Annotated in this window: 11 protein-coding genes and 4 pseudogenes; 9 read left to right on the top strand and 6 right to left on the bottom strand. The window is 68.6% G+C overall.

The features are described from left to right. The 3 genes from ACTWP8_RS03920 to ACTWP8_RS03930 all read left to right on the top strand — a co-directional run bounded on the left by ACTWP8_RS03920 (position 1) and on the right by ACTWP8_RS03930 (position 1,938). A complete protein-coding gene (locus ACTWP8_RS03920) occupies positions 1–663 on the top strand; it encodes an NADPH-dependent F420 reductase (RefSeq protein WP_443320742.1) in 663 nt (220 codons plus the stop codon). A 56-nt stretch (positions 664–719) separates the two neighbouring features. Further along, on the top strand, positions 720–1,670 hold the full coding sequence (locus ACTWP8_RS03925; RefSeq protein WP_443320743.1) for a LysR family transcriptional regulator: 951 nt from the start codon (positions 720–722) through the stop codon (positions 1,668–1,670). A 118-nt stretch (positions 1,671–1,788) separates the two neighbouring features. Continuing rightward, complete coding sequence (locus ACTWP8_RS03930) at positions 1,789–1,938, top strand: hypothetical protein (RefSeq protein WP_443320744.1); 150 nt, start codon at positions 1,789–1,791, stop codon at positions 1,936–1,938. 28 nt (positions 1,939–1,966) lie between these two features. Here ACTWP8_RS03930 and ACTWP8_RS03935 read toward each other — a convergent pair whose 3' ends face one another. Next, on the bottom strand, positions 1,967–2,419 hold the full coding sequence (locus ACTWP8_RS03935) for an Lrp/AsnC family transcriptional regulator (protein WP_443320745.1): 453 nt from the start codon (positions 2,417–2,419) through the stop codon (positions 1,967–1,969). A 148-nt stretch (positions 2,420–2,567) separates the two neighbouring features. On the opposite strand from ACTWP8_RS03935, the gene ACTWP8_RS03940 reads away from it, so the two are divergent. Continuing rightward, positions 2,568–3,596, top strand: coding sequence for a DMT family transporter (locus ACTWP8_RS03940; RefSeq protein ID WP_443320746.1), 1,029 nt, complete (start codon positions 2,568–2,570; stop codon positions 3,594–3,596). 218 nt (positions 3,597–3,814) lie between these two features. Further along, positions 3,815–4,777, top strand: coding sequence for a quinone oxidoreductase family protein (locus tag ACTWP8_RS03945; protein ID WP_443320747.1), 963 nt, complete (start codon positions 3,815–3,817; stop codon positions 4,775–4,777). A gap of 123 nt (positions 4,778–4,900) precedes the next feature. Here the strand turns inward: ACTWP8_RS03945 and ACTWP8_RS03950 are convergent. The 3 genes and pseudogenes from ACTWP8_RS03950 to ACTWP8_RS03960 form a co-directional block, all read right to left on the bottom strand. Then, a pseudogene (locus tag ACTWP8_RS03950) lies at positions 4,901–5,893 on the bottom strand (transposase); the annotation flags it as partial. 137 nt (positions 5,894–6,030) lie between these two features. Next, the gene (locus ACTWP8_RS03955; RefSeq protein ID WP_443320748.1) at positions 6,031–6,546 is read right to left on the bottom strand and encodes a GNAT family N-acetyltransferase; all 516 of its coding nucleotides are present in this window, start codon (positions 6,544–6,546) and stop codon (positions 6,031–6,033) included. 270 nt (positions 6,547–6,816) lie between these two features. Beyond that, positions 6,817–7,347 (bottom strand): GNAT family N-acetyltransferase, encoded by a 531-nt coding sequence (locus tag ACTWP8_RS03960; protein WP_443320749.1) that lies wholly within the window; start codon positions 7,345–7,347, stop codon positions 6,817–6,819. A gap of 276 nt (positions 7,348–7,623) precedes the next feature. Between ACTWP8_RS03960 and ACTWP8_RS03965 the strand changes: the two are divergent. Continuing rightward, positions 7,624–8,240 (top strand): annotated as a pseudogene (locus ACTWP8_RS03965) (transposase); the annotation flags it as partial. A 105-nt stretch (positions 8,241–8,345) separates the two neighbouring features. Here the strand turns inward: ACTWP8_RS03965 and ACTWP8_RS03970 are convergent. Next, positions 8,346–8,630 (bottom strand): annotated as a pseudogene (locus tag ACTWP8_RS03970) (transposase); the annotation flags it as partial. Between the two features lie 764 nt (positions 8,631–9,394). On the opposite strand from ACTWP8_RS03970, the gene ACTWP8_RS03975 reads away from it, so the two are divergent. From ACTWP8_RS03975 to ACTWP8_RS03985, 3 genes and pseudogenes are all read left to right on the top strand, one after another. Continuing rightward, positions 9,395–9,682: a hypothetical protein gene (locus ACTWP8_RS03975; RefSeq protein ID WP_443320750.1), complete on the top strand. Its 288-nt coding sequence runs from the start codon at positions 9,395–9,397 to the stop codon at positions 9,680–9,682. A gap of 62 nt (positions 9,683–9,744) precedes the next feature. Beyond that, positions 9,745–10,794, top strand: a pseudogene (locus ACTWP8_RS03980) (UDP-N-acetylmuramate dehydrogenase); the annotation flags it as partial. A gap of 89 nt (positions 10,795–10,883) precedes the next feature. Then, positions 10,884–11,822: a ferritin-like domain-containing protein gene (locus ACTWP8_RS03985; protein ID WP_443320751.1), complete on the top strand. Its 939-nt coding sequence runs from the start codon at positions 10,884–10,886 to the stop codon at positions 11,820–11,822. Positions 11,823–12,105: 283 nt separating this feature from the next. Here ACTWP8_RS03985 and ACTWP8_RS03990 read toward each other — a convergent pair whose 3' ends face one another. After that, positions 12,106–13,281 (bottom strand): alpha/beta fold hydrolase, encoded by a 1,176-nt coding sequence (locus tag ACTWP8_RS03990; RefSeq protein WP_443320752.1) that lies wholly within the window; start codon positions 13,279–13,281, stop codon positions 12,106–12,108. Positions 13,282–13,518: the final 237 nt, after the last annotated feature.

Consider the following 13,518-nt stretch of genomic DNA (forward strand, 5'->3'; position numbering starts at 1 on the left):
ATGAAGATCGGCATCATCGGCGCCGGCAACATCGGCGGCAACCTCACCCGGCGGCTGACCGCCCTCGGGCACGACGTGTCCGTCGCCAACTCCCGTGGCCCGCACACCCTGACCGCGCTGGCCGAGGAGACCGGCGCCACCCCGGTAGCCGTGACCGAAGCGGCCCGCGGCGCCGAGGTCGTTGTGGTCACCATCCCGCTCAAGAACATCCCCGACCTTCCGCCCTGCCTGTTCGACGGGGCCGCCGACGGCTTCGCCGTGATCGACACCGGCAACTACTACCCCAAGGAGCGCGACGGGAGGATCGCCGCCATCGAGGACGAGGGGCTCACCGAGAGCCGCTGGACCCAGCAGCACCTCGGTCACCCGGTAATCAAGGCGCTCAACGGCACCTACGCCCAGGACATCCTCGACAAGCCACGCCCGAAGGGCGACCCCGAGCGGATGGCACTGCCGGTCGCGGGCGACGGCGAGGCCGCCAAGAAGATCGTCCGCGACCTCATCGACGAGCTCGGCTTCGACACCGTGGACACCGGCGGCATCAACGACTCCTGGCGCCAGCAGCCCGGCACCCCCGTCTACGGCCTGCGCGGCGGCGTCGGCGCGGTGACGAAGGCCCTGGCCGAGGCGTCCCCCAAGCGCCCGGCCGCTTTCCGGGCATGAGGCCGGCTGATGCCGCCACAGCCCGCCTTGCCATAGGGAGCAGATAGGGTTTCTTCGTGAGACATAAGGATCCCGATGGTCCGATTGGGGTGCGGCAGTCCGCTGCGGCACCCCAACCGGACCTGAACCTGCTGCGCACCTTCCTGGCCGTGTACCGCTCCGGTTCCTTCACCGCCGCCGCCGGACTGCTGGGCCTGTCCCAGCCCACGGTGACCACCCAGATCCGCGCCCTGGAGCGGCAGACGGGCCGCGAGCTGTTCCAGCGCCTGCCGCGCGGCGTCGCCCCGACACCCGTCGCCCACGACCTCGCGGCCCGCGTGGCCACGCCCCTCGACACGCTCGCCGCCGTCGCCGGGCACGACACCGCACCAGACAAGCCGGCCGCCCCCGTCCATCTGGCAGGGCCTGCCGAGCTGCTGTGCACCCGCGTCCTGCCGACCCTCGCCCCGCTGGCCGCCGGCGGAGTACGGCTGCGCGTGACCACGGGCCTGACCGACCCGCTCCTGGAGGAGTTGCGCGCCGGACGCTATGACCTGGTGATCGCCACCGTCCGGCCGCGCGGGAGGGCGCTGGCCGCCGTGCCGCTGATGGACGAGGAGTTCGTTCTGGTCGCCGCGCCCGCCTGGGCCGGCCGCCTGAAGGAACGGCTGGCCGCCGAAGGCCCGGCCGCGCTGCACGCCGTCCCCCTGGTCACCTACGCCGAGGACCTGCCCATCGCTCGCCGCTACTGGCGTCACGTCTTCGGCACGCGGCTGTCCTGCCCCGCTGCCGTCACCGTCCCCGACCTGCGTGGCGTACTCGCCGCGGTCGCCGCGGGAGCCGGCTTCACCGTCCTGCCCCGCTTCCTGTGCCAGGGCGAACTCGCCTCCGGCGCCCTCGTGCCCCTGCACGAACCAGACGACCCGCCCATCAACACCGGCTACCTCGTCCAGCGCCCCGGCAGGCCCGACAACCCCGACGTCACGCGGGTCCGCGACCTCCTCCTCGAAGCAGGCCGCACCTGGTGACTCCCCCGGTTCCCTCACCACCCAGCGGCACGCCGTGACGGCCCGGGCCGCCCGGCAGACCGGAAGGGAACCCTGCACGGTTCGCCGACCCGGATCACCGTGCCGGATCACCGTGCCGGTGACAGGCGATGGGGCCACCAGGAACACGTGCCCTACCGCGGCCGCCGCGAACGGCCGTCCGCCGGGAATGCGGGTGACCGTGGGCAGCCCCGAGGCGAACGACCTGCTGATCGCGGCGGCCAAGGAGACCGCACCACCGGCCCGGTGACCCGCCGCGAGCGGGGTCCGCGCCGGTGTCACGCCGGACCGATGACCTTCCTGCGCATGTGCCCGTAGACCACCGACGTCCGTACGTCGGCGAGTTCCGGGCGCTTCGTCAGCTTGTCCAGGACCACTGCGTGCAGATGGTCGGTGTCCCGGACGGCGACGTGCACGAGGAAGTCGTCGTTCCCGGTGAGGACGAAGATCGAGATGACCTCGGGCATCCCCTCCAGGAAGGTCTGGAAGGCCTCGATCACCGCACGTGTCGGCGGGCGGACCCGTACGGCGATCACCGCCTGCAGCCCGCGGCCGATCGCCGCGAGGTCTGCCTCCGCATGAAATCCCGTCAGGATGCCGCTTCTGCGCAGCGAACGGATTCGCTCCAGACACGTGGACGGGGCGATACCGAGTTCCTGGGCCATGTCCCGGTTGGTGCGCCGACCGTCCTCCTGGAGCATCCGCACCAACGCCGAATCTAGTTCGTCCATGCTTGCCTCAACCCCCCTGGATTCCGAAGGTAATTCGGACTCTTCGCCTCACCCTCGATGATCTTGTTAGCCTCCAGCCTAGTTGACTGACGTTCGTTCGGTCTCGGTGTGGTCGGCGGCAGTGGGTAGTGGAGAGGGGCGACTTGATATGCGTGAACGTGGACCCACGGTGTGGGCGGCGTGTGCGGTCATGGCGGCCGCGCTGTTCTGGAGCAGTTCGTACGCGGTGACCAAGCAGGTGCTGGAGGATGTCGGCCCGCTCAGTATCGGCGCCATCAGATTCACCCTCGCGGCGTTACTCCTGGGCGTGATGGTACGGCTGAGCCGGCACCGCCCGGCCCCGCCGGACCCGCGGCAGCGGCGGCAGCTCTACCTGAGCGGGGTCCTCGGCATCACCGTGTACTTCATCCTGGAGAACGTCGGCGTCGACCTGTCCACGGCATCCGACGCGTCGCTGATCGTGGCCACGTACCCGCTGATGACGATGCTGGTGGAACTGGTCGTCTTCCGCACCCGGATGCCGCCGCTGAGGGTGACGGGCGTGCTGCTGGCCACCGTCGGCGCCTTCCTCGTCGTACGCAACGGGGCCGAGGTCGGCGGCAGTTCGCGCTGGCTGGGGGACATCCTGCTGCTGCTCGGCGGGCTGGCCTGGGCCGGCTACAACGTGCTCGGCAAGCGCGCGAGCGCCGGCCAGGACGCCGCGAGCGTCACCTACTACCAGACCCTGGCGGGCGCGGCCGGCTTCCTGCTCGCGTCCCTGCTGGAGGCCGACGACTGGCGGATGCCGGGCGCGACCGCCTCATCGCTGCTGGTCTACCTGGCCGTGGCGTGCTCTGTCGGCGGCTTCCTGCTCTACAACTACGGCCTGCGCAGGATGGCGTCGAGCGTCGCGGTCAACATCCTCAACCTGGTCCCGGTCTTCGGCGTCATCGGCGCCGTCGTGATCAACGGGGAGTCGATCCGGCTCGCCCAGGTGACGGGAGGCGTGATCATCATCGTCGGGGTGGCGCTGGGCATGATCGAACGGGGACAGGGAGCCACGGCGAAGCCGGACGCGGGGGGAAGCGAGCCTTCCGGGACTGCGACCGCTCGGACCCCGGCGGAGGCGGGGCCCGAGCCGGACGAGCCCGAAGCGGCTGTACCGACCGCGCATGGAGTGATCGACGGGGCTCGGTAGCCGCTAGGGGGTGTCGTTTCATACGGATCACTGAGGCGGCCGCTGCGAAGATGCCAGCGATCCGAATGCAGGGGGCGAGGAGACTGGCGCCTCGCGCGGTGATGGCGGACTCGTCAGCGAACCTGTCGTCGCCGTTCCACGCAGTGAATTGCCCGCGGTGATCGCCGAGGCCTGCGTAGTTTGGCGGGGAGTAATGATCAGTCTCGGGAGGGGTGTTCATGCGTGCGATGCGGTTCGAGCGGTTCGGTGGTCCGGAAGTTCTGACGGAGGTCGATGTGCCGGACCCGGTGGCGGGTCCGGGCGAGACCCTCGTCGAGGTGGAGGCCGCGGGCGTCAACTTCGGTGACATCAAGCAGATCGCCGGCGAGCACACCGACGGTCCATACGCACCGAAGGGACCGCTGCCGCGCATCCCCGGGCTGGAGGTCGTCGGCCGGACCGCCGGCGGCCGGCGGGTCCTCGGCTATGTTCTGCAGGGAGGCTACGCCCCGAAGACGGTCGTCGCCGACCGCGACCTGGTCGCGTTACCGGAGGGGGTGAGCGCGGGCCAGGCGCTGGCTTTGCTCGTACAGGGGCTGACAGCATGGCATCTGCTGCGCTCGGTCGCCCGGATACGGCCCGGCGAGAGCGTGGTGGTCCATGCCGCCGCGGGCGGAACGGGCAGCCTCGCCGTCCAACTGGCCCGGGAGTTCGGGGCCGGACGCGTCATCGCCACGGCGTCGTCCGACGAGAAGCGCGCCTTTGCCCTCGAACTCGGCGCGGACGCGGCGATCGACGGCGACGCGGAGGGCTACAAGGAGCGCGTCCTCGACTCCAATCACGGACGCTCGGTCGACATCATCCTGGACGCCATCGGTGGCCCCGTCTTCGACTCCGCCCTGGACGCACTCGGATACCTCGGGCGGCTTGTCACGTACGGTGCTTCCTCCCGGCAGGCCGCCTCTGCCATTGTTCCCAGCCGGCTCGCGGTGGACAGCATCACCGTCGCCGGCTTCTGGCTCATCCCGCTCATCGCCCAGAACGGGGCCGGTGGTCCGGCGCTCGAGGAACTGCTCGACCTCACGGCGCGGCGACGCCTGCGGCCCCTGGTCGGCGCCGAGTACGATCTCGGGCGCGCTCGCGACGCACACGCCGAACTGCTCAGCCGCCGTACCAAGGGGAAGCTGGTCCTCCTCCCTTGAAGCTGCAGGCCCGTCGCCCTTCGCCCGAAGGGAAGCGAACGGCGGTCCGGTGACTGCCCGCCAAGTCCTCGCATTCGGCGCCTTCGATGCCGGCCATGGTCCAGGTACGCCTGAGCTTGTCGTTTATCCAGTTCGACGCGGTTTCGTGCCCACCTTGTGGTGGGCAGGCCGGCTGAATGCCTCGCCGGTAGCGAGGACGACTCTGCCCACGTCATGGCGGGTGGCTGGGCGGCGGTTCTGCGAGCCCGGCGGGCGGCGGGGCCGGGCCGGGACGGTTTCGGTGCACCGGCTGGGGAGCCGGTCTTCGTGTACTGGTTTCTCAATCCCCTGCGGACGCGGGCGGTTGTGAGTCTGTCCGGCGGAGCTGGCTTCTCCCAGGGGCGCCCGGAGATCGATGGCCAGCGGGCGGGCGAGGCGAAGCTGGGCATAGGCGGCGATCACCAGCCATGTCCACCGGTCAGCCGCCGCCGAGCTACGAACCCGGGCTTGGTCCACCCGATCGTCTGCTTGAACAGGCGGAACGTGTGCTCCAGGTCGAATCGGCGGAGGAAGGGCTGCCAGCAGCGGTCCACATCCTCCGCTGTGGCGGCGGTGCCCGACCACCACAGCCAGGCTGGCTGGTTCACCCCGCCGCTGGGGAGCTTCTCCACGGCCAGGCGGGATGACGGTGCTCTCGATGATGGGCAGCGGTCCGTCGTAGTCGATCCAGTCCGCCCGCCGGGTCAGCCGGGGGTGCAGCCGGTCCCACGCCTGCGGGGTCGCCTTCCCATACAGGCGGGTGTCGGTGACGGTCGCGGCCTGCTCGGCGCCCCAGGTGACGGGGTCGCCGAAGATGAACTCCTCGCCGTGCTTGGGCGGTCGGCCGCCCTTGGGCTCGTAGACCCGCGGCGGTGTTGGCCGGAGCATGACGCGGTCGGAGCGGAGCCGGCCGAGGATCTCGAGGGGCAGGTCGTTCAGCAGGTGGGCGATGCGGGGTGCGTCGTATCCGGCGTCCAGCACGACCAGGATCTCGGGGTCGCCGGAGACGTCGATCCACCCCTGGTTGAGACCGCCATCTACAGGGCTCCATGCCCCGGCGGTGTTCCGGCGCGAGCGCGAGGTCCACCAGCGTCTTGACCGAGCCCTCCGTGCACGGGAGCGCGTTCGTCAGCTCGAAAAGCGCGTCCGGGCGGCCGTGAGGCACGCGTAGAAGTCCTCCCGCAACTGCGACAACGCGGCCAGTGACTCGTTCCGGACATCGGCTTGCAGAGGACTCACTCCGCGTAGTCCCGCCCAACCTCGAACTGGAGCAGGCGCGGTGACGCTTCGAACCCGTGACGGGAGTACGCTGGAACCGCCCGGTCGCTGGAGTGCACTGTCACCCGCTCAAGGCCCAGATCACGCGCCCACGACAAGACTGCCTTGATCAGCTCGCCACCCAGGCCGCGGTCACGCTCGCCCGGCACCACGTACACACACTGCACGTCACCCGACACCCGATCGAACGCACGCGGATGCGGCACGCGCTGCGTGATCGCCAACCACGCCATACCGATGACCACATCACCGCGGACCATCACCATGCACCGATGCGAGGACTCGTTCTCCCGGGCCCATGCCACGAACCGGGGCGCGAACTCCTCCAGCGCAGTCTTGGGCGTTCCGAAGATCTCTTGCACCCAACGCCAGCGCAGCTCGGCGACAGCGGCTAACTCGTTGGGCTGGGCGGAGCGGACAGCGATGTCATTCACGGCTTCATCCTGACGCAGAGCCACCAGCGCGGTGGCCACTCCAGCCACTCCCACACCACCAGGACTCTGGACGTACCGCCGGACTACACAGCAACCCAGGCCTATCTCGTCAAACGACAAGCTGAGCTTGTTCTTTATCTTCTGGCCGCTCGAAGTGCGGCGATGGTGCGTTCGCGTTTGACAGTCTTGCCGACGTCGTAGCGGGGTGCCGGGTGCCTGTTCTTGGCTCCGGGTGGGCGTCCTGGGCCGGTGCCGTTTGAGTTTGGGAACACGGGCTCCTCGGGTCCGGCGGCCACGCGCGGTGCCGGGTCAGCCGACCACCCGTGCGGTGGCAGCCTCGGTGCCGGGGTCGGCGGCGGCCGGGTTCAGCGGCTTGGCGTAGCAGCGGCTGAGGGCGTCGAAGCGGTAGGGGCCGAACTTCGCACACGGCTCGTAGCCGCTCGAGACGTAGAGGGAGATCGCCTCCGGCTGCTTGGTGCCGGTCTCTAGGACCATACGGGTGCGGCCCGCGGCGCGAGCGTTGTCCTCGAGAGCGGCCAGGATCAGCCGGGACAGTCCGCGGCCCCGCGCCTCCGGGACGACGTACATGCGCTTAATCTCCGCGTCGTCGACCGCGTACCCGTGCTCGTTCTCGTCCTGGGTGCGCCATCCGCCGGTCGCGACGGGGACGCCCGCGGCGTTGTAGACGATGAGGTACAGACCGTGCGGCGGCTCGAACATGCCGGGGTCGAGAGGGGTGACGTCGCCCTCGTCGCCGTATCGCTTGGCGTACTCGAGCTGGACGCGGTCGTTGAGCCGCACGGCGTCGGGGTGACCGAAGGAGACGCGACGGATATTCATGCGGTTCATCGTACTTCTATGCGGCTGGCGGGGTGAGCGATTTTTCGTCTCACGGCCGGGCGGGCGCGGCCGTACGTGCCGGAGAACGGATTACGACGCCGCTGGCCGGCTTCCACCACGAGCTGTCCTGCACCTCAGCATGTCCTCAGATGTTGTCCGGTCTCGAACGGTTCTCGAACCGGGACGCTCACCTGGGCATTCGCCGGACGTGGGAGCGGCCTTCGTCTGATCATGTGCTCCGGCCAAGGAGTACACGTGAGCGATACGAAGGCCGTGATGGCGAGTCTGCTGCCTGATGGCGTCCGGCGGGAAGCGTTCGCGGAAGCCTCACGCTTCCGGGGCGAGTTCTACGAGCGTTTAACCGCCCGGTGCGATGAGTTGTTCGAGCTGGCGGACGCGCTGCTGTGTGCGGACGGACCGGTGAAGACACCGGTGGATCCGACGCTGCTGCCCGAACACCGCCGGGGACACGGTGCGTTGTACGGCGGGCTCAACCGCGGCCGGATCGACCTTGAGCGGCTACGGACGCTGCTGGCTGGCCTGCCGCTGCCGCGTTTCCCTGACGAACGACTCGTGCTGGCCATCGATGTCTCGCCGTGGCTGCGTTCGGACGCGCCGTGCTCGGCGGAGCGACCGTTCTGCCACGTCTACGGCCGGGCGAAGAGCGCCTCACAGTTCATCCCGGGCTGGCCCTACTCCTTCGTGGCGGTGCTGGAGGCAGGCCGCACGTCCTGGACGGCGATCCTGGACGCGGTCCGGCTCGGACCCACGGATGACGCGACCGCGGTCACCGCCCCCCAACTGCGGGGCGTCGTCGACGGCTCGTTACCGCACGCCAGTGGCAGGCCGGGGATCCGGACATCGTCATCGTCACCGATGCCGGCTTGCCCGCCGCTGGTGGGCCCACCAGTAGCAGGCGGCCCGAGGCTAGCCCGCCGTACACCGTGTGCAATTCGGGCAGAGCCCCGCCCCGGCGCAGAACGTCGGGGGTGACCGCAGTAACGCCGTGGACGGCGCATGTTCCCGCTGATGCGACCGGAATCCATGGGCACAGGGGCCAAGGTCGGCTACACCGGCGGGGCGGGTCGGAGCTGCCGAAGACGTTCATGTCGCCGCCCATATGGGCGATGAACTCGGCGCCCAGGACGGGGGCCGACGCCGGGCATGCTCAGGATGACTTCGGCATGTGGGTGGTCGCGAATCCGGCCCTGGATCACGGCGTCGGTCTCGCCGATCTCCTCGTCGAGGGGCACATCACCCTGGCCGACGCCACGCGCAACAACCTCAAGAACGTGACCGCGGACATTCCCACGGGCGTGATGACCGTGCTCACCGGCGCGGCCGGCTCCGGGAAGACCAGCCTCGCGAGCGAACTCGTCGCCCAGCACGACGCCGTCGTGATCGAACAGAGGCCGGTCAGCACCAACCGCCGCTCGACCCCCATCACGTACACCGGGATCGCCGCCCCCATCCGCAAGCTCTTCGCCCGCAACAACCGCGCCGCGGCCAGCCCGTTCAGCTCCAACTCCGAGGGTGCCTGCCCGGACTGCAAGGGCCTCGGGGTCGTCTACACCGACCTCGCCTTCATGGAGGACCAGGAAACGGTCTGCGAGACCTGCCAGGGACGCCGGTTCACACCCGAGGTCCTGGAATACACGGTTGACGGGCTGTCCATCGCCGACATCGACGATCTCACGATCAGCGAGGCCATCGACCTGCTCCCGGACCGCGCGATCGTGAGGGCCCTGCGTCACCTCGACGAGGTCGGGCTGGGGTACCGGGCTCGGCCAGCCGCTGACGTCCCACAGCGGTCCCTCTCCCGGGCGGTGCAGTCCGGCGCTGGTGACCGCGGGGACGGCCCGGGTCTCGGTGTGTGCCAGTGCTCCGGCGGGCAGCAGCGTCTGTTCCGCCCGGAAGGATCAACGCGTGACGGACAGCAGCACTGCGGCTGACAGCGCTGCTGTACGCCGCGAGGATCAGAACGCCGGCATCATGGAGCTGCCCGGGAACACGGTGCGGAACTGACATTGGAGGAGGCGTACGGGCGGTGGACACAGCCCACGGCTACTACACCGCTTCCCCGTCAGAACGATCCTCCTCCTCGTCCCAGTTCGACTCGTCCGACACCGTTCCCTTGCTCAACGACCTCGATGGTGCGGTCGCGGCCGCCACGGACGCGCTGGACCTCGCCGAACACATCACCTCGTTACGCGCGCAGGTCAGGCTCTCCGGCCTGCGCCAACAGTTCCTGGACCATGACAGCGCCGCGGTGCGCCAACTCGTGCAGCGCACTGATCGGTTGCTGGACGCGCCCCGGCTGCGGGCAGCAAGCTAGGGGGCCAAGGCCGAAGCCCCTGGGACAGCGCCCGACAACACCTGAAGGACGACGTCCTAGGGGTGACGTCCGAAGGCCTCGAGGAGAAAACGGAACATATGCGAGTCACTCACGGCGCGCCGCTCGCCCCCCTGACGACCCTGGGCATCGGCGGGCCGGCGGCGGTCCTCGCCGAGCTGCACGACCCGGCGGACTTCCCGGAGTTCGTCAAGCTGGCCGGCGGCTGTCCCCGCCGGCCGGTCACCCTCGGGCACGGCAGCAACGTGCTGGTCGACGACTCCGGCTCCACCTCCGCCGTCCTGCTGATGGCCACCAGGGGACTGCGCATCACCGGATACGACGACCACCGGGTCCTGATCGAGGTCCAGGCCGGCCATCCGTTCACCGACCTCGTGGACACCACCATCGCCGAGGGCCTGACCGGGATGGAGATGCTCGTCGGCATCCCCGGCACGGTCGGTGCCACGCCGGTGCAGAACGTCGGCGCGTACGGCCAGGAGATCTCCGACACGCTCATCGACGTCGTGGCCTGGGACTGGGAATTGGGCCGCAGCGTCACCATGGACGCCACGGCATGCCGGCTCGGCCACCGCACGAGCATCTTCAAGCACACCCGGCGCTGGACCCTGCTGAGTCTGCGATTCGCCCTGCGCCGCTCCGAGCTGAGCGCACCGGTCACCTACCGGACCGTGGCCGCGCAGCTCGGAATCCCCGTCGGCGGCAGGGTGCCGATCGCCGAGGCGGCACGGGCGGTCCTCACGGTCCGCCGCGGCAAGGGCATGGTGATGGGAAGCACCGACACCGACCGCCGCACGGTCGGCAGCATCTTCCTCAGCCCCGAGCTGTCCCCGGAACAGGCCGATCGCCTGCGGGCGCAGAACGCGCCGGTGAACCACTTCGCCGACGGCTCGACCAGAGTGAGTGCGAGCTGGCTCATCCGGCAAGCCGGATTCGAGCTGTGCAGCCCCATCACGGCGGGCACCCGCATCTCTTCGCTGCACTACACCCTCGTCGCCGATAACGGCGCGAGCGCCGAAAGCTTCGCCGAAGCCATCGACATCGTGCTCCAGCAGGTCCTGCGCCACACCGACGTCCTGCTGACCCCCGAAATCGACTTCATCGGAGACTGGCTGTTCCGTCCGGCGCGCAGCAGCGGGCGGACGGGCGATGACGCCGTCGACTCGCGACGCTTCCGCCCTATTTGGGTGGCCTCTGGTCAATCGATGATTCAAGCCGTGACTCCGACGTTTTCACAACGATCGAAGAAATTGTCTTCGACGAGATGTCCCACATGGGCGTGGTGTGCAACATGCTCACCACCATCGGCGGCGTTCCCCGGGTCGCCGACGAGAGACTGGTGCCGAAGTATCCCGGCCCACTGCCCGGCGGCGTACGTCCCGAGCTGTCTGTTTCCCTTACTGGGCTGACCAAGCAATCGCTCGACATGTACTCCCAGATCGAGAGGCCTGACGACCCCGTCGTCGATGACAGAGAAATCCAGACCTCCATCGGGGCCTTCTACACGGCAATCCTGGAAGCGTTCGGGAATCATCAGAACCTGATCTCGGGCACCCGGCAGGTCACCAGGAGAATGTCGTCCCACGGCAGGGGGAACGACGTCGTCCCGCTCAGATCGTTCGACGACGTCAAGGCAGCAATTAAGATCATCAAGGAGCAAGGCGAGGGCACTGCCGCGTCGCCGGAGAACCCGTTCCCCGGGCATCTCGGGGAGCTTGCTCACTTCTCTTCATTCCGGGAGATCTTTCACGGCCGAAAGTTGATGGTTGTGTCGGAAGACCCTCCGACGTTCGACTTTCAGGGCTCTGAGATTCCCATGCCCAGGACTTTCCCCATGGGAACGGTACCGAGAGGCGGCTGGGCGGAGGGCGGGCTACCGGTCTCCATCAAGGTGAGGAACCTCCTTGGCACCTTCAACGACCACTACAGCTCGCTGCTCCGGTTCCTCGAGCAGGCGTGGCAGGCGGAACAGCCCAGTACGGCAGGACAGCGGTTGAACAAGGCGATTGGAGAGATGCGCGAACTGCAGGAGCCGACGCAGCAGCTGATGCGGATCCCGCTGCCGGACGGCAGCGGGAAGACGTACGGTCCGGAGTTCCGGTACGTCGAGGCCCGGACCTGAGCGAAGAATGCGCACAGCAGCGATCCGGGCCGCGCCCTGCTCTTCCCTCAACCGACGGCCGCCCTTCGGCTCTGCAGCGGTCGGACCGTTGAGCTCGAAACTGCAGTGAGTCGGGCACGGCGGCGTGCGCGGCGGTCCAAATCAAGGGCAATGAGACGCCGCCCAGCTTCAGGGAATAGATCCCAAGTCCTACTCAAGCCGCTGGCGACGACTACCAGACGACTCCAACCACCGCTCCCTGGCGTCCGAAAGCTCCCGGTCCGGCTGGGGAACTTTCCCGTAACTACTCCATGGGCGTGAGGACGCCGTCTTCGTCCACGTCGTAGCTTCCGTTGGTGAGGCCTTCGACGGTGGTGTGCTTGAGCCACTGCTTGGACATCCGGTGCAGGACCTTGGACTGTCGCTCCCAGACCATGGAGTGCCCGGCGCAGGCGACCCGGAACATCAGCTTCTTCGGGCCGGGGATGGCCTTGTAGAGCGCAGGGACCGAGAAGTAGAGGAGCGGGCCCAGATCCGGCGAGGTGTTCGCCTGCGTGTCCAGTGCTCCGTACACGATGAGCACGGGCACCGCCGCGCCGAGCGTGCCGTCCAGCGGCACGGTGGTGGAGTTCCAGCCCCACCAGAAGGAATTCCGGAACCTCATCACGCCCTCCGGCACTCGGCCCTGCTTGGGCCCCCAGCGCTGGCCGTCCTCGTCGTTTTCCATGACGGCTTTCCACACGACATCGACCATGCCGGCCTCCCGCTGGCCGGGACAGTGCTGCTCCCTGTCCCACGAGCTTGCGAAGCCGACCTTGGTGGTGAGATTCATCGGGAAGCCGAACGCAGCGGCGGGGGTGGACACCGGCAGCGGAACCGGTGCATCGAAGCGGGTTCCGGGCTTGCTCGCCCTGCCCTTGGGCGGGAAGACCGGCGCGAGGAAGAGCAGGCTCTCCACCTTCTCGGGGTGCTGCAGGGCATACGGTCCGATCTGGAACGCGGCCGCCGACCACCCGACGAGCGCGACCTTCTGCACATCGTGCCGGTCCCTGATGAACTCGACGACGGTGTCGAGCTCGTCCCAGTCGCTCTGCGAATTGCCCAGCTGATACGGATAGTTCGGCGGGCATGGGGCCGACAGCGGGTTGGGGACCAGGATGTCCTGCTGCTGGGCCGGGTTGGCATTACACGGGTCACCCATCTTCGGGCGCGGTGACCGGCCCGATCCCTGAAGATCCATGATGAACACATCGCCGCCGTCCTCCGCCAGCGACTGAGCCCAGCTGTACTTCCCGTGTCGGAGGTCGAGGCCCGCGAGCGCCGGAACGCTTCTGCCGTGCAGCATGAGGACGGCCTTGCGCGTGCGGCTCGGCCTGGTGCCGTCGTACTCCCGTACGAAAAGGTTGACGGACTCATCCCTGTTCGCCGGAACGGTCGATTTGTGCGCAACCAGGTGGTCCTTTGGGGTGATGGTGGCCATCGATGTGATCCAATCCGTCGACTCGGCCGGAGACATGACGCCCCGACCGGGCCAGAATCACCTGAGGCGAGTGCCGAATGCCCTGCACAAGGCCGCAGCCCTCCGCGATCCGACCCCATCGAGTAAATGCATCGCTCCGAACGGCCTGTTCCCCGGTCTGAGCTCACTGTCGCGGCGAGCCGTGAGGGCCCACAGGGATGTAGGTTCTGGCTCCGATGTCATCGCCGAGGCCCTGGC

This window comes from Streptomyces sp. 7N604 (assembly GCF_052245475.1).
GTDB lineage: Bacteria > Actinomycetota > Actinomycetes > Streptomycetales > Streptomycetaceae > Streptomyces.